Below are 19,201 nucleotides of genomic sequence, written 5' to 3' on the forward strand. Positions count from 1 at the left end.
CTGATTGGTTCAAAAGAAACTATGATTTCGAAAAAAGATATTCGCCTACTTTATAAAGGATCGCCAGCAAGAAGAGGATAATGGCTGTCCAATTGATAATATGCATTACCCTGAGGTTAAAGCTTGTTGGCCGAGTCGGATCCTTTTTTCTAAAAAAATACATCGTGCTACTGTCTTAAAAATAGGCAACCACTCCCGGGATACGAGAGCGGCTGTTGCATGCGCATTGTTTTTGCTACTGAACCTTTTTCAAGGCTTTTTCGGCACGCCGTTTAGCGGTGCTGATTTTGTAATTGAACCAGCGATCCTTGAAAATCTTACGCATGGTGTTGTCAAAATTACGCGTGATAATCAAGTTCCTGAACCCGCGCCACCTATCGTATACTTTTGACGGTAACGCCCGTACGCTGATGGAATAGCCTTCGGTAACGTACTGGATATAATGCCACCATCCGGACGGCATAAACAACGTCTCGCCCGGGTGGATTTCCGCTTCATAACCGTTCAGGTACTTCAATGCCGGGAATTTATCGTAATCGGGATTTTTGAGGTTGGCAATGCTGTGGAAATTGTACGGTAATTTGTACATTAAGTCCGACTGCTCCAGCGGGAATAACCAGATTTTTTTGATGCCTTTGTATTGCGTGAGGAACACGTGAGACATGTCTATATCAAAGTGGTTGCGTGTGCTGGAGCCTTCGCCTCCGAAAAACAGATAAGGCAACCATTTCAATACCTTGCCGCCCGTCACGTCGTTGTAAATCAGATCGTGGTTAAGTTCCGGCTTCAGTTTCATCAGGTTGAATAGGAAGATGCGCAAATCAGTCGGCTCCCGCTCAATCAAATCCAGGTATTCGCTGAATTTCATTTTTGCGACGGGCGCACTGGCCGCGCGATCATTGGATGCATCTTCTCTTCCATGTAGAGAGATAACATTATCTCCGGCTATTTCCTTGAAATAGTCATAGTTCCATTTGGTCCAGGCCGGACTATCTTTGCTGACAAAATCATCCATGACCACGGGTATGCCCTTGTTCAGGTAGTTTTTGATGAAATCAGCCGAACTCATCCCGGAGATTTTTTCTACTTTTTTTAGTTGCACGACTAATATCTGTTTAAAACTAATTGTTAACGCGTTAATGCAAACTTAGGAAATCTTTATCCACCCAAACAGGCTGTAAACCAATTTTACATTTGCATTATAAAAAGGCATACAACTATTTACGTGCCAAAAAAGCCAAAGTGACGAAGATCATAAATAACCTAATAAGACCACAGGTCCTGTTCAAAATCTACCAACGTCTTTTTAATACGCTCGGCTTCATAGAGTCTGTCAACCCCGTTGTCGATATAGTCCCTAATCCGCAAATCCTCAGGGTTCGATTGCTTTACGATATAACTCGAGAAGAGCCGTTTGATAAATACATCGTCATAACTCAACCCGGTAGCGTCGTTATGCCGCGATACCACTTCTTTATTTACAAAGATATGCCTTGCTTCGGGAAAATAAATCCAGAAGGCCGGATAGGCGTCGGCGGCTAAGGCATTGGCGTTGTTATCGCTTATCCCCGGAATGTCCGCGGCAGCGCCGCCAAAGTCGTCGGCCGATCCGCCCATGATTTCATCCATTTTGGGCGTAACCAGCGGAGCAATGCCAATAATCCGGGGTTCAAACACCGAGCGTTGTTTATCAAATATCCAATCTTCCTTGATACGGAAACGTACCACGTCATCAGGGTTAAACGATGTTGCTTCAAAATGGGATGCAATGACGTTACCGTTTTCATCGTATTCTTCTACCAGGGTACTATCCAGGCCGAACCGGGTAAGCACTTGGTCGGGAGCCAGGCGCGCCATGGTACTGAAATCATCTCCTGTGGGGTTGTCTTCCGTGGGCGTAGGGTCGTAAGCCGTAAGCTCACCTGCCATTACCGCTTTCATAATAACGTCAATCAGTCGGGCTTTCGGTGAGGCATAAAGGCTATTCATTTTCTCCCGCACGTCAAACTCCCGCCATATCCGTTTCACGTAAGCTACATCGGTAGGACGTATAGGGGCATAAGGAATTACCTGTCTGTTGAGGATGTCCGATTTGACGTAATAGCCATCCACCGGCGGTTCTTCTTCCGGAATGGTGGGTGCTGTGCTAGTAGAAAGGTTGCCTTCCTGAGCCGAAACAATGAGCCCCATCAGGCAAAACAAAGCAAAAAGACCATACGTTTTCATGTAACCTCCTTCTATTCATTAATTGACCCTAAACGAAATCGGATCCAACTCCTGCTGTAGGCCATCGGGTCCCACGGCGATGATATTGTAAAAAAACACAAATGAACCCGGTGTAACGGAACTTAATGCGTTTTGCATGGGTTCCGAAAATGTGCCGTTGGTGCCTTGGTAGGGACCCATCGGATCTACGCGCGGCTTCTGTATCAACATTGAGAAACGGGAAATGTTGAATTTCGCGTCAAACTCAAAGTCGTCCAAACCAGCAAAAATCCGGTTTTGTCCTCTGATCTGTGCCGCAGCCACTGCGCCACCTGATCGGCCCGCCACTTTAGCCTGCGGTTTAGGGATCCGTTTTACCCGGAACTCCGTGGATCCCAGGGATTGTGTCTGTTCGCCTATCCGGGCCGAAACGTTAATACGGGCTGTGCCGGGCTGTGTAACCCGTGCCACATATTTTCCGCCCGAGCCAGACACACTTACTCCTTGCCCACTTACCGCCAGACTTTCTTTAGGGATGCCCGGCGCAGAAACCGAAATGGGATTATCCAAGCCAATATACAATACATTCATCGCGTCTGGCGATACGACGGCCGAAGGCCGCGCTACCTGATAGGTTTGTGGTTCGGTCTGATATTCTTTGATGGTGCCATCTGTCTGTTTTACGCGGATAACCCCGGTCCAATTATAAACCCCCTCGCTTGATGTATTCACGGAGTAGGTACCTTGCCCATCGGCAACCGGCAAGGCATTGCCGCCTACCGTAATCTCCGGGTTGGATTTGGAGTCGTATGCCGTTAAAAATACTTTTGCCGTATAAGGCTGTCCTTGTATGATATAAGAAGAAGGCGCTACGGCCACAGCAGCAAACCGGTCAAGATTCACCACAGCCATATCCATCTCGCCAAAAATGTGCTTTACCACTGCTGCCTCGGCGTTTTTCACATCAGCTTTTATTTTTTCCAGTGAGGTTATCGCTGCCGTCAGCGGTATACCATCACCGAAATTGGCTTGTTCCCAACTTTTCCGTATGCCTGCCCGGGGTGGCGGATCCTGAGCGTCGAGCGAAAACCCAACCTCATTGTTCGATATTTCCAGTAGCTTTTCCCGGGTTTCATTAATTAGTTCGCGTAGCCTTTCAGCCCGTTTTTCACGAACCATCAGCCTAAAGCTGATATCAGTACTGCCCCGGTTCTTCAAGTCGCCCGTAGAGGTACTTTCACCTCCTCCAGCATCTGTCAGTAACGCTTGCAGCGAATCCACATGTGCTGCAAGATTATTGGCCAGTAGGCTGGCCTGTTCCGCCTTGGCCAAAATGGGTTTCGCTCGTTCAGGCTCGTCCTTTAGTTTGGTTTCCCGGAACGCACTGAACATGTTATCTATACTTGCTTGGGTATTCTGTGTTGAGGTACCCAAACTTGTCGCTAAATTCTTGAAAGCATCAAGTACGGAATCGCTCACATTTAATGCTACTAAACCTAGTAGCACCAAATACAGTATTCCAATCATTTTCTGCCTGGGGGTCTCTTTTCCGCCTGCCATGATGTAATTTTACTAACAATAAGGTCTATGGTTCTACCACTTAATTCATTACACCCTGGGCTGGTTCATCGCAGCCAACATATTGCCGTATATGGCATTTAACGATGACAGGTTTTTATTTAAATTGCTAACATGTTCTTTGAGTTGCTGGGTATTTGAAGCCGACTCGTTGAAGTTCTTCAACGTCTCGGCGATATGATCATAATGCTGGGTGATGGCCTTCAACTTTTCGCCTGATTCCTTCAGTTCAAGCTCGTAAACGGCGTTTAACTGCTGAAGATTGCCGGCCAACTTGCCAACTTGTTCCTGATAAGTACGGGCATCTGTACTTGCCGCGCCGATATTAGCCAAATCATGTGTCGCGCTTTCAAACGCACTGTTGAGCTTGTCAAAGTTGTTGGTGGCGCTCTTTACCTTTTCGGTAAATTGATTGGTGGCCAATGATGCATCAGATACTTGAGTTATAGCAGCTACCTTATCACCGAAGGTGCGCAAGCCTGAACCGAGTGTTCCAATCAAATCTGGTGTGATTTGGGCATCCTGCAACATTTTGTCGAGCGCTGCAGTCGTACCTACAGCCGCTCCCGGCCTGGCAGAGGCTTTGGGTAATTCCCCGTTGTAATCTTCCGCTAACTCGGGGTATACACGCGTCCAATCGGGTTCTTTTGTCTCGGCCTGGAATCCTAAAATGAAAAAAAGGATGGCCTCCACCGTTAATCCTACTGCAATCATCCATTCTCCTCCTTGGAAATGCAATATCTTGAACATCAAGCCAACAATAACCACAGAAGCCCCCCAGGAGATCAGGGTGTTAATACCGAATTTGAATTTGCGTTTTTCTGCCATTTTAAGTAACTGTTTATGTGTTGATTATATTTTTTTGCCGTTAATTGTTCATCGGATCGACGCCGGGAAAGGCAGATACGCTTCTAAAGCCAATATAGGACTTGGCGGTATCTTGATATTCATAAGCCCGCACAGAATTCTGAAGGAAATACCCGATATCTTTCCACGATCCGCCCCTCACAACTTTTCGTTTCAGCGATTCCGGATCATCCGGCTTCGCATCGTACCGATAGGTTGGGTTCATGTCATGGACAAATGACGAGGCGGATTCATTAAATGTGGAAGAGGTCCATTCCGCTACGTTACCTGCCATATTATAAAGACCGAAATCATTGGGGAAATAGGAATACACAGGTGCGGTATAAGCGGCACCATCGTCGATATAATTCCCTCGGCCTGGTTTAAAATTAGCCATTAAACAACCCTTTGCATTGCGGGCCGAAGGACCGCCCCAAGGATACGGTGCTCCGATTTTGCCTCCTCGGGCGGCATATTCCCATTCCGCCTCAGAGGGTAGCATATAGGGTTGCCTGATTTCACGGTGGCCCGATTTCCGCGCCCGCTGATAATTTTCAAAGAGGCGAGAGCGCCAGGTATTGAATGCGTGGGCCTGCCGCCATGTAACCCCTACCACGGGATATTCATCAAACGATGGGTGTGAAAAGTACCCTTCAACCATGGGTTCATTCTGTGCAAAGCTGAAGTCAGCCAGCCACACCGTTGTATCCGGGTATACCAGAATAGTATCCCTGCGGATAAAGTCAGATCGCGTTTTCGTAGGGTCGTTTTTAGCCGAAGCAGCCGCACGGAGGTCGTACCATTCATAGTGGTACCGAAGAAGGCGTACATCCAGCTCGTCTTTGCCAAAGATACGATCTTCCCCTTGGTAAAACATTTGGTGGATCCGTTCGCGTGTGGCCTGATCTTTGGACCGCCACGGCGAGCGTTTGCCATCCAATTTGGACCAATCGATATAGCGCTCGTCTGTACCGTCCGCCTGTATGAAATAACTATCGTCCTGCAGGTAATTATATATCAGTATGGAATCACGTACCCAATTGACGAACTGACGGTATTCGCTATTGGAAATCTCCGTTTCATCCATATAAAAAGATGAGATGGTTACCTGCCTGTTTTGGGCAATTTGTGCAAACGTGATGTCCTGATCGGATTGCCCCATAATAAATGTGCCGCCTGGCACCAGGACCATGCCGTGTGGTACTTTGTTGGTCTTCAGCCGATCACGCTTAACGCCCACCAGCTCCCCGCCTCCAGATCGGCTGCACGCGGTAGCTAAGGTAGCTAATATGACGACTGATAGTATGGGTAGAAACGTTCTTTTCATTTAGATATCATTATAGCGACCGTGTCCGTTCGTTGCTTTCTAGGCTCAAATGCATAGCATACTCTGATCATGCCGTATGGTCAATAACTATACCCGTCGTTTTTTTTTCACTCTCCTGTAATGAGCGTGCTGATAATAACGTGTTATGACAACAACTTTCAGACCAAAGTCTTTATGGCCCAATTAATTCAGCTTCGCAAATGTAGTTATCTTTCCAACATGTTCAAAATAGTGTTTTCTCGCAGCAGATGAAATCATATGTAGATGTACCTAACTATCCTAGCCGGATAACGGGCATAAAATTATCAAAAGAAATGACAATTTCTTATAGCAGAAGACTATATTTTAAAAAATGTGGTCTTTCAGGTGCCGGTTAACGGATCATTTATTGACCATTTTTATGTATTGCTCAACGGCCATGGTCATACTGGGCGCTTCCGGTGTGGGGGCAGCAATATCTAAAATCAGTCCTCTGTCCAAAATGGCCTGGTGGGTGGTTGAACCAAAAGCAGCCAGCCGGGTATTGTTCTGTTTGAAATCCGGGAAATTTTCAAATAATGATTGTACGCTCGATGGGCTGAAAAAGACGATAATGTCATAAAATACGTCTTTTAGGTCAGATAGATCGCTAACCACGGTACGGAAAAGTACCGCAGGTGTCACATTATATCCGTTGTCTTTCAGCCAATTAAACGTTTCTTCGTTGGCTACGTCAGAACATGGGTATAAGAATTTTTCCTTCGCGTGTTTTTTCAGTACGTCCGCAAGATCTTTGGCGGTTTGTTTACCGAAGAAGATTTTGCGCTTACGGTATTGTATATACTTTTGCAAGTATAGCGCAATAGTTTCGGAAAGGCAGAAATACTTCATGTCTGCCGGCACTTCGTAACGCATCTCCTCGCATACACGAAAAAAATGATCGGCTGCGTTTCGACTGGTGAAAATCACCGCTGTGAAATCCGCAAGATTGACCCGCTGCTCCTTGCGCACGTCGCGCGCGGGCACCCCTTCCACATGTATAAATGCTCTGAAATCGAGTTTTAGGTTGTACTTTTGTGCCAAAGCGAAGTAAGGGGATTTCTCGTTCTCAGGCTTAGGCAACGTTACTAAAATGCTTTTTACTTTCTTTGCTCTATCTGCTTCTGACACTTGCATGTTTTTTACGTTAATTATCAAGTACCTTTATTAAAATCAGTACTGGAGCGATTTCGAGGCAGCAAAGATACATAAATAAATAAAACTTTGAAAATCGGTGGCTGGTCAATAGGCTGTTGGCTGTCTTTATGAAGCGGAAGGTAAACAACGCAAGTACAGTTAACAATGCCATCGGAATTACCCATAACATTTGGTCTTGCGGAACTAAACTCAATATGAATACGATTGGAAGAAACACCAAAGCCGCATTAAAATAACTTAAATATAACACAGAAACGTATTCCCGGACGATACGTTGTATGTCAAATACAAACCCCAAGAAGCGGGTGATGATAATTTTCAGAATAAACAGCACCATCACAAAGACCGACATGCTTAGGAATGCCTCGAACCCCGCACTTTTCTCCGCCGGAAGGTAATATAAATTGCACAAGTAAATAAACAACCCAACACCAAAGCCGAACAGAATATACAGGAAAACAAAAGGCCATGAGCTATAAAGGGTGGCTTCCTTATTGATCTGTAGTAATACGCGGTCGTTAAAAAAAGCCTGGAAGATGGAAATCACCTCGTTGGGAAAGGCCGCTCTGACAATGCCAAGCAGCAGCAGGAGTAAGCCGATGATGGCCATCACCCACCGCTCGCGGACCGCTTTCAGGTTATCTGGTTCGAGTTGGGCTTCCAAGGAACGTGCAAACGCTATCCAGCCTATGAAATCGCTCCCTTCTACCACCACAAGTTTGCGTATACTGTCCGCAAACCGGTTTGGTCGGTCAGGGTCGGGGAGGCCAATGTATTGCCACATCAGCGAATCCTGGACGCGCTTGATGGAATCGGCAACGCGTTTTTTTTCCGCCAATTGGGCTTGCCTGAGCGAATCAACCGGCTGCTGGATACTGCCCTTGCAGGGAGCGATGGCAATGCTTATTGCAAAAAAGAAGAGTTGGAGCAGACCGTGCTTCATTCGCCTATACTAAATTCGTCAGGCAACAAAGTTATCAATATTTAACGGTCAAAGCTGTTTGATTTTTATGTTTCTAAAGCTTACTTCGTCGTTATGATCCTGAAGCAGGATATGCCCAGTTTCAGCTTCGCCGAAATGCTTCCACACGTTATATTTACTTTGGCTGACCAGATTTCGGTAGGCGTCGGAACCGCGCACGTATTCTAAGACCTTTTCTCCGTTGAGGTAATGAGTCACCCGGCCATTGGGCTGCACCACTATTCGGCCGCTGTTCCATTCGCCGATTTTGCGCAATGTGCGTTTAGGTCGTTGGGCAGCAATGAGATCATAGAGGGAGGCTAATGTACGGTTGCCTCCTTTACCCATTTTTGCATCCGGATGTTCGGCATCATCAAGTATCTGATACTCCAGCCCAATGGAGGCGCCCTTGTGTTCTTCAGCCAGCGTAACAAAATATTTTACACCGCTGTTTGCCCCCTTGGTTAGTCTGAACTCAAAAGAAAGGTCAAATGCACCGTATTTGCTGGTTGTTACAATATCACCGCCACGTGCTGATTTATTGCCTTTGGAAGACAGCACGGTAATGGTTCCATTGTTGATTTCCCATCCTTTTTCGGGAAATGTCTTTTTATAAGCACCGACCCAACCGTTATGGCTGTGCCCGTCAAACAGCAGTTTAACACCATTACGTTTTTCATATGCGGATAGCGTGTTTGGTGTTAGGTTAACCGTATAGATGCCTTTGGGGATTTTCCGCGGGCGTAAATTTTTGGTCCGTATCCGGATGTTTTTGAAGTATACTTTTTTGCCCGCCAACGCTTGGTCGGAAATACTATGCACTTGCAGTCCGATGAAACCCGAGGCATCCAGTGTATCCACAACGTGTGCTGCGGGGATACCGTTTACCCAGGTTGTCGTTTCGTTGCCGATTGCTTCAATACGGATACGGTTGAAAGCGCCTTTTTTATAGGCGTTTTTCGCCTGTTCATTTAAATCCAGCGGGTAAAGCCAGCCCCGGCGGGCTTCGTCATATATGCCGCCGGTCCAAGCCCGTATACTGGGATCTATTTCGACTTGCCGGCCGTAAACCCGGCCCCGGTTTTCGTCCAAGTGGCTGCGGATCTGAATGCCAGAATTGGTTGTTTCGCCTTCCAGTTTTATGTCCAGTTCCAGAATAAAATCGCCATATTCCTGCTCCGTGATGAGAAAAGAATTCGGGGTTCCGGCCGTCATGGTGCCAACGATAACACCACCCTCAACCGTAAAAGGTGCTTCACCGCCCACGCGCTTCCACCCATTCAGGGTTTTACCGTCAAATAACGGGCGCCAGCTTTGTTGTGTAACGCCCCATGCAAGGCCCATATAGCCGCATGTGTACCCGATAAAGAGCAGGATTTTAAGTTTCCCACCGAAAGATAATGTGTTCATATTACTCACAGGTGCTGCTTTTTTTCCAAAAACAGTTAGTTTTGTGGTTATTGACCTATAATTGATTCTTCAATTCAATTATAGTGATTTTCAATTGAAGACGGTCTTTTGGAACAGGTTTTTTTACGAAAACGATATCGTAGTAATGCTATGGAGCACAAGTTAGTTTCAGGTTTTTTTGAACGGGTATACCACTTAGTGCGACTAATCCCCGAGGGGAGGGTAACCACGTACGGCGCTATCGCCCGCGCCTTGGGGACGGCAGGTTCCTCACGTATGGTGGGTTGGGCTATGCGTGCCGCTCACACCTCTTATCCGCCCGTACCGGCACACCGGGTGGTTAATCGTGCAGGCGTGCTGAGTGGCAAGCATGCGTTTGGCAACCCTATGTTAATGCAGCAATTGCTGGAAAATGAAGGGGTTAAGATAATGGACGACAAAGTAGTCGATTTCGACAAACTTTTTTGGGAGCCCGGGGGGAAGCGGGATTAGCCTGCCAGTAAGAAACGTATGATCTCATGGATGTCAATAACGCCGATGGCCTTGCCGTTATCCACCACCGGAAGGGCAACTAAATCCGTGTCGTTCAGCAGTTGCGATGCTTCCATAACGGTTGTACGGCTGCTTACGATTGGCGGATTGGTGGCCATCACCTGCCCGGCTTGCAGCATGTCGAACATGCCAAGCTCAATATCTTCAATCTGTTCATATTTGTATCCAAATCCCAGCCGCTTGATATCGCTGCGGCTGATAACTCCACAGACCTGCTCATCGGTACCTAATACTGGCATATGTTTTAATTCATTGGCCTTCATCAGCCGATACACGCCGCTCAGCGGATCCCATGTATGGACAGTAGCCTGGCTTAGGGAAATGATTTCGGCAATTAGCGCACGTTTTCTCATTCAACAGCACATTCCTTTTTGGAATACCGGGAACCGGTTACAATATCTGTTCCAAGTTTTAAAACAGGCGAACTGTTCAACGTATTAAGTGGTGATTTCCCGATAAATATCAGGCAGGGTGCGGCCCAGGCCTTTGTAATCCAGTCCGTACCCCACGACAAAGTCGTTGCTGATCTCAAATCCCACGTAAGCAATGTTGTCAAACTGGTATTGCATCGCCTCTGGTTTGAGCAGTAGCGTACATACGGCGACAGACGCCGGGCGTTGGGCATTAACGAGGTCCAGTGTGTGCTTCAGTGTGTTTCCTGTATCCACAATATCTTCCACGATGACAACGTCCCGGCCTTCAAGGTTAATATCCAACCCAATGAGCTCATCAGGCTGATTCTGCCGTTCGGTACCATTATATGAAGCCAGTTTCACAAATGAAACCTCCGAGGCAATGTGAATCTGCTTCATAAGGTCGGCCATGAACATGAAGCATCCATTGAGCACGCCAAGAAATACGGGGTGTTGGTTTTCATAGGTTACATTGAGCTGGATGCCGATAAGGCGGGCTCGTTTCTTGATTTGATTATAGTCTATGATGCGCTCAAACGTCTTCTGGTTAATGGTAATGTTCATAGCTCTTTAAGGGTTTTCCGTTTGGTTGCTATCTTTTCCGAATATTCGGTCCAGTAGTCCGCGCATTTGTTCCAAATCTGCATCGAAATCCGTCGGAGGCATGTCCAGTTGCAGCGTATCTATCGTAACAGGCCTTTCCGGACGGAGCGATTCGCGGAGGCTTACCGAATAAAAACCGTAATCGCCCGAAGAATCAGACGGGGTTAAGCCCCGCCGCGCCATGATATTTCCGATGTAACGGAAATAAGGCAGGATGTACGGTTTAAGGCCGCCGCTCCAGGTAAATGAATACAATCCGGATTTAGGGCGTGGCACAATACTGGCCAGGTAAATACTCTCTCCGATGGAAAGATCGGAGGGATGCTTCCCGAAGTAATAACGGGCTGCCTCTGTGATACCATACACATTCCTGCCCCATTCAATGATGTTAAGATACACCTCAAACATCCGCTCTTTGCTTACTGCCCGCGTGCTTTCCATTAACCATACGATAAGGATTTCTTCGAGTTTTCGTACGATGGTCTTGTTACGGTTAAGGTAAACGTTTTTGACCAATTGCATGGAGATGGTGCTGCCGCCCCGCTTGAATGCCTTTTCTTTATAGTTAGTGGCGATTGATGATCGGATGGCCTCTTCCACAAATCCATTATGGGTAAAAAACGACGGATCTTCGGTAGTAAGGATGGCATTTTTGAGGTTAGATGATATCTCGTTCAGCGGTATGAAGTCCGGATTCTCCGGGCCTACGATAATATCGCGCACCGGTTGCTCCTCTTCGTATGGCGTATACACGAAAGTACCATTGATTTTCGGGATGTTGGCCTTGCCCCAAGCGTTCACCTTGAATCCTTTCTGCTCCATATCCGAATTGAACCGTACACTGTCCGGATTGCTGGTATCCAGGAATGCATCCATTTTATAGCGTATGCGTCCGGCAACGCGTATCCCTTCTAATGATTCAAAAAGCCCTTTAGGGAAAGCGTCAAATAAATCCTGGGCATCCATCTCGGGGGTTTCCACACCCACTGCATAAGTCTTTGTGGGAAAGGTGGTATACCGGAAATAGGGATGTATTTTTAACTTTTTCACAGTTACCGTTGACGAATTGGACAGTTCGATGTGCTTTTCGCCAACAACGACCTCCGCATCGATATGGGCATCAGGTACCACGACGTGTTCTTGGGCAATGCGCCAGTGATCGATCAGCAGGTTTTTGACAGCCCATTCCCCTTTGATATGGAGCCGTTCATTGTTGGTCCAATAGACTTCACTGAGGCGGGTTTCTATGGTGTCGAAACTCAGTTTCAGTCCGAATTTCCGTTCAAGCAACGGCAACGCTATCCGTTGCCCGTTTGCATGTACTTTTACATAGAGCTGGCGTTTGCCGGGGCGTAGCTTCCCCGAAACCTGCCAGGCCGCTTTGTTATCATTGAGGAAAACCGCAGACGTTAAATTACCATTGGTAATGTCGGCTTTCGGCACGCTAATGCGTTGATGTGTGCTGTCATCGTGGTATGTTATTGTAAAATTTCGCAACTCCATATCCTCCGGGATTTTATACAACACATTGTTGAGCATACGGTTTATCGTCCGGGCCATATTGATGGCCGAATCATCGCCTTCTGTCAGGCGCTCGTCATCGGTTGCCAGGGCTGCTGAATCAGGTTCCTGGAAGATAAAATCATAATTGCTTAAGCTGTCTTTTTTCATGAGCCGGATATGGGCATCATATGCCCGCAACTGCCCAAGCCTGACGTCCCCCGTAATCAACGGGAAAAGTTTCACGCTTACCGAAGCGTGTTTTACGCCTGCCAACTGCTCCCGGCCCCGGGGAGTTACATTCACGTTTTCAAGACTTACGGTAGCCAATCCGGAAAAGTAAGCGCGACCGATGTTGAGGTCAATCTGGTAGTCATTGGCGAGCTTGGTTTGCACGCGGGTAATGGTAGACGCCAGTAACGCTTCCCGTTTGTGATAGACTATTGCAAACGCGATGATAAACCCCACAAACAAAACACCTAATACAATACCACCGATGATCAGCTGTTTTCTGGTGATTTTGCTTAATAACGCTTTAATCATATAATTCGCAAAAGTCGCTTATTCCGTGACTAAATACGGGATAATTATCCTTAAAAACAAAGAGACGACAAGTTTGTGTGCTTGGTTTTCCGGTTTTTTGCCGATGTCTTTTCATCTGATGGCAACGCCAGTATGGTAAAAATCCACGTTAAGTCGTTATTTTTTGCGAAATTTGTGGGTAGCAAACAGCGATAGAACGAGATGATTACGAAAGAACAAGTATTGCATGCCTTAAGCCACGTGGATGATCCCGATCTCAAGAAGGACTTGGTAACCCTGAACATGATTCAAAATATTGAAATCACGCCGTCCAAGATCCGGTTCGATGTGGTGCTTACCACCCCGGCATGCCCAATGAAAGGGCATATTGAACATGCTTGCCGCAACGCCATCGCGCTCTTCGTGGATAAAGATATTGCCGTAGACATCAATATGACGTCCAATGTGGTTGGCTCCAGGCACAGCCAGTTGGGCAACATCAAAAATATTATTTTGGTCGCATCTGGCAAGGGGGGGGTAGGTAAATCTACCGTTGCTGCTAATCTGGCGCTGGCCCTGCAAGCTACCGGCGCCAGCACGGGACTCCTGGATGCAGATATATATGGGCCATCGCTGCCCATCATGTTCGGGCTGGAGGGTGCGCATCCCAAGGCTTCCAAAACAGCCGATGGCAAGACGAAGATTGAGCCCATTGAAAAATACGGCTTGAAATTACTGTCTATCGGATTCTTTACGGATCCAAACCAGCCCGTTCCGTGGCGCGGCCCGATGGTCAGTACGGCCGTCAAGCAGTTGTTTAATGATGCAGACTGGGGCGAGTTGGATTATCTGATAGTCGATCTTCCTCCGGGCACGGGCGACGTACACATTACCGTAGCCCAGGGTTTCCCCATCGCCGGAGCGGTGATAGTCACTACGCCGCAGCATGTTGCTTTGGCAGACGCCGTTCGTGGCATCGGCATGTTCTTGATGGATGCCATCAATATTCCGCTGCTGGGCGTTGTCGAAAACATGGCTTACTTCACGCCGGCAGAATTGCCTGATAATAAATATTACATCTTTGGCAAAGACGGCGGTAAACGCTTGGCTGAACGATTTGAAGCACCATTCCTTGGCGAAATCCCGTTGGTGAAGAGCATCAGTGACTCCGGAGACAATGGCTTGCCAGTAATGTTGGACGAAAACAGTTCAGCACGTGCCGCTTTTCTTGAAATTGCCGGTAAGGTAGCGCAGCGGCTGGCGATTGTACAAGCTGTCCCGTAACACTCTCCTTCGGTACGCTTAATAGTGTAAATGGTGTAGTTTTGTCCGCTTTTCGCCATCCTAAGGCCCCGATGCGATGTCCCGTTTGCGGCCTGACTTCAGGCAGGTCTCCATACTAATGACTTAAACCAACCTTACCCCAAATTTACATGAAACAGGATAATGGTATGAACATCAGTTGCATTTTCTTTTTAGTTTATTCGGTTAACAACCGAGCAAGCTCCGAACATGATCCGAATAAACACCGAATAAATATCGAATAAAAGGTAAGGTATGTGTAAATAAGAAGTAGCGAAGAAGTACAGCAGGGGTAACCTATGCAGGCGCGGCTACCGAACCCAAGCAGTGCCCAGCATGCTGTCGCGCTGACCATGAGGGACGATATACCTGGACCGAAAAACAGTTGCCATTATCCAAAAAAACCTTATCTTTGGCACCAATGCTTTAGGGGTGTTTCCCGCGGTAATACGTGGGAGGCTGAGAATAACCCTCATAACCTGCTCAGGATAATGCCTGCGAAGGGAAAAGTAACGGATTCCTCACACCTTTGGTGGCTTCCTAAAGCATGTTAACACATGCTCACTATGGAAGTCATTATTAACCACCAAACAGTTGTTACAAAACCGGAGGCGCCACTTTCGGAAGTGTTGCGCACCTATGGCGTTGTACACGCCAAAGGCGTGGCTGTAGCGGTCAACGAAACCATTATCCCACAAAGCCATTGGAATACCAAACTCCTTGAACCCCGGGATCGCATCATGGTAATCAAAGCGGCCCAAGGGGGATAACCCATCCAAAATAGAACGATATGAAAACCGAAAAGCTCCCTAACGAAACCACCATCACACGGACACCATTTCCGCAATCAAAGAAAATCTATGTGTCAGGAACGCTCCATGATGTCCGTGTGCCAATGCGTGAAATTTCGCTTTCCAAAACCACAGACCGCTTCCGCAATGAGGTGGAGGATAACCCGCCCGTAACCGTGTATGATACGAGCGGACCGTATACCGACCCTAATGTCGATATCGATGTGCGGCGCGGGTTGCCCCGCATCCGCGAACGCTGGATTGCCGGACGTGGCGATACCGACATGCTGCCGGGGGTATCTTCCGCGTATGGCCAATCGCGCCTTTCCGACCCTGCACTGGACTACTTGCGGTTCGAGCATAGTGCGACACCCCGTGCGGCCAAAGCGGGAAAAAACGTGTCGCAGATGCATTATGCCCGGCAAGGTATCATTACGCCGGAAATGGAGTTTGTCGCCATCCGCGAAAACCAGCGGCTGGAGCAATGTTACCGCAAGGACGACGCGATGTGGCAGCGGCACAAAGGCCAGAATTTTGGCGCACATGTGCATGATGGCTTCATCACGCCGGAGTTTGTCCGGCAGGAAATAGCCCTGGGCAGGGCAATACTTCCCGCCAACATCAACCATCCCGAGACGGAGCCCATGATTATCGGGCGTAATTTTCTCGTGAAAATCAATGCCAACATCGGCAATTCGGCGGTGACCTCCAGCATCGAGGAAGAGGTCGAAAAACTCGTGTGGGCAATCCGCTGGGGCGCCGACACGGTGATGGATCTCTCCACGGGTAAAAACATCCATGAAACCCGCGAGTGGATCATCCGCAACTCGCCCGTGCCCATCGGCACGGTACCTATCTACCAGGCGTTGGAAAAAGTGGGAGGTAAAGCGGAGGAATTGACATGGGAAATATTCAGGGACACCCTTATCGAACAGGCCGAGCAAGGGGTGGATTACTTCACCATCCACGCGGGGGTGCGGTTGCCTTATGTGCCGTTGACGGCGAAACGGACAACCGGTATCGTGTCGCGTGGTGGGTCTATTATGGCTAAATGGTGCCTGGCCCATCACCAGGAGAGTTTCCTGTATACGCATTTCGAGGATATCTGCGAAATTATGAAGCGGTATGATGTGGCGTTTTCCCTGGGTGATGGCCTGCGCCCCGGCTCCATCGCCGACGCCAACGACGAGGCGCAGTTTGCCGAACTGGATACCTTGGGTGAGCTGACGGAAATCGCCCGGCGGCACGATGTGCAGGTGATGATAGAAGGACCGGGGCATGTGCCGATGCACATGATAAAGGCCAACATGGATAAGCAGCTGGCCGCATGTAAAGAAGCCCCATTCTATACGTTGGGGCCGCTTACCACGGATATTGCGCCGGGCTACGATCATATCACTTCGGCCATCGGGGCCGCGATGATCGGCTGGTTTGGCACCGCCATGCTTTGCTATGTAACGCCCAAGGAACACCTTGGCCTGCCTAATAAGAAGGATGTCAAAGACGGGGTTATTACTTACAAAATAGCAGCACATGCCGCAGACTTGGCCAAGGGGCACCCGGGTGCGCAGCATCGGGACAATGCCATGAGCAAGGCCCGGTTTGAGTTCCGCTGGGAGGATCAGTTCAACTTAGCGCTGGACCCCGATACGGCCCGCGAATATCACGACGAAACGCTGCCGGCCGAAGGGGCCAAAACGGCCCACTTTTGCAGCATGTGCGGGCCGCATTTCTGTAGCATGAAAATCACGCAAGATGTGCGGAAATATGCCGAGGAGAATGGTATAGACAGTGCGGAAGCCCGGGCAAAGGGGATGGAGGAGAAGGCGAAAGAATTTCGGGAAAATAATTTTGAACTTTATTCTTGATGGCCGTATGCAACTGCTGGTGATTACGCAAGAAGATTTCTTTCCGGGAGAAGCCGATGTGCTCAACAGCATGTTTGAAGCGGGGTTATCCGGGCTTCACCTGCGCAAGCCCCAATCGAGCCGATACGAGATGCGGGCGCTGTTGCGAAGAATCCACGCCGATTTCCATAAACGTATCGTTATCCACGGGCACATGGCGTTGTCTGCTGAATTCGGCCTGCTGGGAGTGCATCTTCCGTTGGGTGTCCTGCTTGAAAAAGGGGTGCCACCCGTTGAGGGGTTGGTTTCTTGTTCGACGCACACACCTGCCGAGGTTTCGGCGGCTGCCCGGGTGGCCGACCGTGCGTTCATCAGTCCGGTGTTTGACAGTATTTCCAAAAAGGGATATCTGGGCAATGCACCGTTACTGACTAGCCACCGGCCTCAAGGAAATACGTTGTGGGTCGCTTTGGGCGGAATTACGCCAGAGCGGCTGCCCGCCGTGTCGTCACATGGGTTTGGTGCTGCTGCCGCCCTGGGATATATCTGGAAGGGCGGGCAACCACTCCAACGGTTTGAGACGTACCAAGCGGCGGCTGCGACCCTGCGACCGGTATCGGCCATGAATTGACCATGATTAACGAGGAGAAACGTGAACACCATTGATAAATTGCATTACATCACGCACCCATTACCCGATTATCCTATTGCCCAGCAGGTGGAAGACGTCTGTCGGGGCGGATGCTCGTGGGTACAGTTGCGCATGAAAGAGGCCCGTACAGAAGAGCGGTTGGCTGAGGCGCTGCGGATACTTCCGCGAATAAGACACTACGGCGCCACGTTGATCATCAACGATGATGTCTACGCGGCAAAAGCCGCGGATGCAGACGGTGTGCATCTTGGTGCAGACGATATGCACCCGTCGGAGGCACGGCATCTGCTTGGTGCCGGCAAGATAATAGGCTGCACCGCCAATACCTTGGACGATGTGCTCCGGCTTAGCCAATACGACATCGACTACATCGGGGTAGGGCCTTTCCGTTTTACATCGACAAAGGAGAAGCTAAGCCCCGTACTGGGAGGGGAAGGTATACACCGGATTGTAGCCGCTGCGCGGATCCACGGTGTCCGCATCCCGATAATAGCTATTGGCGGCATTACCCCCGAAAATATCGGCGGACTGCTAAATACGGGTATACATGGTGTAGCTGTTTCCGGAGCGATACACGCCGCCATGGACAAGGTAACCGCTTGCGAAGCCATTATCGCACAGCTGACCACCGGCCACCCTTCGCTGGCCACCGATCACCGACCACCAGCCACCCATCACCCATCACCGATCACCGACCACCCATCACCGGTCACCCATCACCGACCACCAATCACCAAAAAAATGAACGACATACTAAAAATAGCTGACAAGACATTTTCCTCCCGCTTATTTGCAGGTACAGGGAAATTCGGCGACCATCAACTGATGGAAAATGCCCTGCTGGCTTCGGAAACCGAGCTTGTGACGGTCGCATTGAAGCGCGTGGAGCACACCGGGCAGGAAGAAGATACCTTGCTGCGGCATTTAGCGCACGCACATATCCAACTACTGCCGAACACCTCCGGCGTACGTAATGCCACGGAGGCGGTATTTGTTGCGCAATTGGCGCGGGAAGCGCTGGAAACCAACTGGTTGAAGCTGGAGATTCATCCCGACCCGAAATACCTCATGCCCGATCCGATTGAAACGCTGGCCGCCGCCGAGCAATTGGTTAAGCTGGGTTTTGTGGTGCTGCCGTATTGCCATGCTGATCCGGTGCTGTGCAAACGGCTGGAAGAAGTAGGCGTGGCAGCCGTCATGCCATTGGGCGCACCCATCGGCAGCAACAAAGGGCTGGCCATGCTGGATATGCTGCGCATCATTATTGATCAGGCCAACGTACCGGTGGTGATAGATGCGGGCATTGGAGCGCCCAGCCACGCCGCACAGGCGATGGAACTGGGTGCGGATGCCGTGCTGGTCAATACCGCAATGGCTACGGCGGGCGACCCGGTGCAGATAGCTGAAGCGTTCAAATGGGCGGTCCGTGCGGGGCGGCAGGCTTTTCTCGCCGGGCTGCCCGGCGAGCAATCGGTCGCTTCCGCAACAAGCCCGCTTACGGCATTTTTGGATTAGA

Annotated in this window: 18 protein-coding genes, 1 pseudogene and 1 riboswitch; of the genes and pseudogenes, 7 read left to right on the forward strand and 12 right to left on the reverse strand. The window is 49.1% G+C overall.

Annotated features, from left to right (window positions below; genetic code table 11):
- Window positions 1-19 precede the first annotated feature (19 nt).
- The 9 genes from BM030_RS20385 to BM030_RS00150 form a co-directional block, all read right to left on the reverse strand.
- The gene (locus BM030_RS20385; RefSeq protein WP_317615080.1) at window positions 20-163 is read right to left on the reverse strand and encodes a DUF6728 family protein; all 144 of its coding nucleotides are present in this window, start codon (window positions 161-163) and stop codon (window positions 20-22) included.
- 72 nt (window positions 164-235) lie between these two features.
- Window positions 236-1,102 (reverse strand): cupin-like domain-containing protein, encoded by an 867-nt coding sequence (locus BM030_RS00115; RefSeq protein WP_090969889.1) that lies wholly within the window; start codon window positions 1,100-1,102, stop codon window positions 236-238.
- A 161-nt stretch (window positions 1,103-1,263) separates the two neighbouring features.
- Window positions 1,264-2,226 carry a type IX secretion system ring subunit PorN/GldN gene (gene porN, locus BM030_RS00120; RefSeq protein ID WP_090969891.1) on the reverse strand — a complete coding sequence of 321 codons (963 nt, stop codon included), beginning with the start codon at window positions 2,224-2,226 and terminating at the stop codon, window positions 1,264-1,266.
- Between the two features lie 18 nt (window positions 2,227-2,244).
- On the reverse strand, window positions 2,245-3,765 hold the full coding sequence (gene porM, locus BM030_RS00125) for a type IX secretion system motor protein PorM/GldM (protein ID WP_090969892.1): 1,521 nt from the start codon (window positions 3,763-3,765) through the stop codon (window positions 2,245-2,247).
- 48 nt (window positions 3,766-3,813) lie between these two features.
- Window positions 3,814-4,611, reverse strand: a complete 798-nt coding sequence (porL, locus tag BM030_RS00130; protein ID WP_090969894.1) for a type IX secretion system motor protein PorL/GldL — start codon at window positions 4,609-4,611, stop codon at window positions 3,814-3,816.
- A 40-nt stretch (window positions 4,612-4,651) separates the two neighbouring features.
- Window positions 4,652-5,956, reverse strand: a complete 1,305-nt coding sequence (gene porK / locus BM030_RS00135) for a T9SS ring complex lipoprotein PorK/GldK (protein ID WP_090969896.1) — start codon at window positions 5,954-5,956, stop codon at window positions 4,652-4,654.
- Between the two features lie 381 nt (window positions 5,957-6,337).
- Window positions 6,338-7,111, reverse strand: a complete 774-nt coding sequence (locus BM030_RS00140) for a uroporphyrinogen-III synthase (protein WP_090969898.1) — start codon at window positions 7,109-7,111, stop codon at window positions 6,338-6,340.
- 10 nt (window positions 7,112-7,121) lie between these two features.
- On the reverse strand, window positions 7,122-8,075 hold the full coding sequence (locus BM030_RS00145) for a DUF4271 domain-containing protein (RefSeq protein ID WP_090969900.1): 954 nt from the start codon (window positions 8,073-8,075) through the stop codon (window positions 7,122-7,124).
- A gap of 48 nt (window positions 8,076-8,123) precedes the next feature.
- Window positions 8,124-9,503, reverse strand: a complete 1,380-nt coding sequence (locus BM030_RS00150) for a 3-keto-disaccharide hydrolase (protein WP_244518624.1) — start codon at window positions 9,501-9,503, stop codon at window positions 8,124-8,126.
- A 150-nt stretch (window positions 9,504-9,653) separates the two neighbouring features.
- Here BM030_RS00150 and BM030_RS00155 point away from each other — a divergent pair, with 150 nt between their 5' ends.
- Window positions 9,654-9,995: an MGMT family protein gene (locus BM030_RS00155; RefSeq protein ID WP_090969902.1), complete on the forward strand. Its 342-nt coding sequence runs from the start codon at window positions 9,654-9,656 to the stop codon at window positions 9,993-9,995.
- On the opposite strand, the gene BM030_RS00160 is transcribed toward BM030_RS00155, so the two are convergent.
- The 3 genes from BM030_RS00160 to BM030_RS00170 form a co-directional block, all read right to left on the reverse strand.
- Window positions 9,992-10,408 carry a CBS domain-containing protein gene (locus BM030_RS00160; protein WP_090969904.1) on the reverse strand — a complete coding sequence of 139 codons (417 nt, stop codon included), beginning with the start codon at window positions 10,406-10,408 and terminating at the stop codon, window positions 9,992-9,994. The two genes, BM030_RS00155 and BM030_RS00160, sit on opposite strands and share 4 nt — an antisense overlap.
- Window positions 10,409-10,492: 84 nt before the next feature.
- Entirely contained in the window at window positions 10,493-11,032 is a 540-nt protein-coding gene (gene hpt / locus BM030_RS00165) for a hypoxanthine phosphoribosyltransferase (protein ID WP_090969906.1), read from the reverse strand.
- 6 nt (window positions 11,033-11,038) lie between these two features.
- Window positions 11,039-13,114, reverse strand: coding sequence for a transglycosylase domain-containing protein (locus tag BM030_RS00170; RefSeq protein WP_090969908.1), 2,076 nt, complete (start codon window positions 13,112-13,114; stop codon window positions 11,039-11,041).
- Window positions 13,115-13,315: 201 nt separating this feature from the next.
- Between BM030_RS00170 and BM030_RS00175 the strand changes: the two genes are divergently transcribed.
- The 6 genes and pseudogenes from BM030_RS00175 to BM030_RS20115 all read left to right on the forward strand — a co-directional run bounded on the left by BM030_RS00175 (window position 13,316) and on the right by BM030_RS20115 (window position 19,200).
- Window positions 13,316-14,377, forward strand: a complete 1,062-nt coding sequence (locus tag BM030_RS00175) for an Mrp/NBP35 family ATP-binding protein (protein WP_090969910.1) — start codon at window positions 13,316-13,318, stop codon at window positions 14,375-14,377.
- A 436-nt stretch (window positions 14,378-14,813) separates the two neighbouring features.
- A riboswitch (TPP riboswitch) is annotated at window positions 14,814-14,918 on the forward strand.
- A 43-nt stretch (window positions 14,919-14,961) separates the two neighbouring features.
- Window positions 14,962-15,165 carry a sulfur carrier protein ThiS gene (thiS, locus tag BM030_RS00180; RefSeq protein WP_170845577.1) on the forward strand — a complete coding sequence of 68 codons (204 nt, stop codon included), beginning with the start codon at window positions 14,962-14,964 and terminating at the stop codon, window positions 15,163-15,165.
- Window positions 15,166-15,185: 20 nt separating this feature from the next.
- Window positions 15,186-17,054: a phosphomethylpyrimidine synthase ThiC gene (gene thiC, locus BM030_RS00185; protein WP_090969913.1), complete on the forward strand. Its 1,869-nt coding sequence runs from the start codon at window positions 15,186-15,188 to the stop codon at window positions 17,052-17,054.
- Complete coding sequence (locus tag BM030_RS00190) at window positions 17,038-17,664, forward strand: thiamine phosphate synthase (protein WP_139215763.1); 627 nt, start codon at window positions 17,038-17,040, stop codon at window positions 17,662-17,664. Before thiC ends, BM030_RS00190 begins: the two co-directional genes overlap by 17 nt.
- A 21-nt stretch (window positions 17,665-17,685) precedes the next feature.
- Window positions 17,686-18,282, forward strand: a pseudogene (gene thiE / locus BM030_RS20110) (thiamine phosphate synthase); the annotation flags it as partial.
- A gap of 144 nt (window positions 18,283-18,426) precedes the next feature.
- Complete coding sequence (locus BM030_RS20115) at window positions 18,427-19,200, forward strand: thiazole synthase (RefSeq protein WP_079718083.1); 774 nt, start codon at window positions 18,427-18,429, stop codon at window positions 19,198-19,200.
- Window position 19,201 lies beyond the last annotated feature (1 nt).

The sequence above is a fragment of the Parapedobacter composti genome (genome assembly GCF_900112315.1).
GTDB classification, from domain to species: domain Bacteria; phylum Bacteroidota; class Bacteroidia; order Sphingobacteriales; family Sphingobacteriaceae; genus Parapedobacter; species Parapedobacter composti.

Excerpts from the sequence above, each read along its gene's own strand:
- BM030_RS20115 (WP_079718083.1), top strand. The coding sequence starts at position 18,427 with ATGAACGACATACTAAAAATAGCTGACAAGACATTTTCCTCCCGCTTA.
- BM030_RS00175 (WP_090969910.1), top strand. The coding sequence starts at position 13,316 with ATGATTACGAAAGAACAAGTATTGCATGCCTTAAGCCACGTGGATGAT.
- BM030_RS00155 (WP_090969902.1), top strand. The coding sequence starts at position 9,654 with ATGGAGCACAAGTTAGTTTCAGGTTTTTTTGAACGGGTATACCACTTA.
- porK (WP_090969896.1), bottom strand. The coding sequence starts at position 5,956 with ATGAAAAGAACGTTTCTACCCATACTATCAGTCGTCATATTAGCTACC.
- BM030_RS20385 (WP_317615080.1), bottom strand. The coding sequence starts at position 163 with ATGTATTTTTTTAGAAAAAAGGATCCGACTCGGCCAACAAGCTTTAAC.
- BM030_RS00150 (WP_244518624.1), bottom strand. The coding sequence starts at position 9,503 with ATGAACACATTATCTTTCGGTGGGAAACTTAAAATCCTGCTCTTTATC.
- BM030_RS00140 (WP_090969898.1), bottom strand. The coding sequence starts at position 7,111 with ATGCAAGTGTCAGAAGCAGATAGAGCAAAGAAAGTAAAAAGCATTTTA.
- porL (WP_090969894.1), bottom strand. The coding sequence starts at position 4,611 with ATGGCAGAAAAACGCAAATTCAAATTCGGTATTAACACCCTGATCTCC.
- BM030_RS00160 (WP_090969904.1), bottom strand. The coding sequence starts at position 10,408 with ATGAGAAAACGTGCGCTAATTGCCGAAATCATTTCCCTAAGCCAGGCT.
- porM (WP_090969892.1), bottom strand. The coding sequence starts at position 3,765 with ATGGCAGGCGGAAAAGAGACCCCCAGGCAGAAAATGATTGGAATACTG.
- thiS (WP_170845577.1), top strand. The coding sequence starts at position 14,962 with ATGGAAGTCATTATTAACCACCAAACAGTTGTTACAAAACCGGAGGCG.
- porN (WP_090969891.1), bottom strand. The coding sequence starts at position 2,226 with ATGAAAACGTATGGTCTTTTTGCTTTGTTTTGCCTGATGGGGCTCATT.
- hpt (WP_090969906.1), bottom strand. The coding sequence starts at position 11,032 with ATGAACATTACCATTAACCAGAAGACGTTTGAGCGCATCATAGACTAT.
- BM030_RS00145 (WP_090969900.1), bottom strand. The coding sequence starts at position 8,075 with ATGAAGCACGGTCTGCTCCAACTCTTCTTTTTTGCAATAAGCATTGCC.
- BM030_RS00170 (WP_090969908.1), bottom strand. The coding sequence starts at position 13,114 with ATGATTAAAGCGTTATTAAGCAAAATCACCAGAAAACAGCTGATCATC.
- thiC (WP_090969913.1), top strand. The coding sequence starts at position 15,186 with ATGAAAACCGAAAAGCTCCCTAACGAAACCACCATCACACGGACACCA.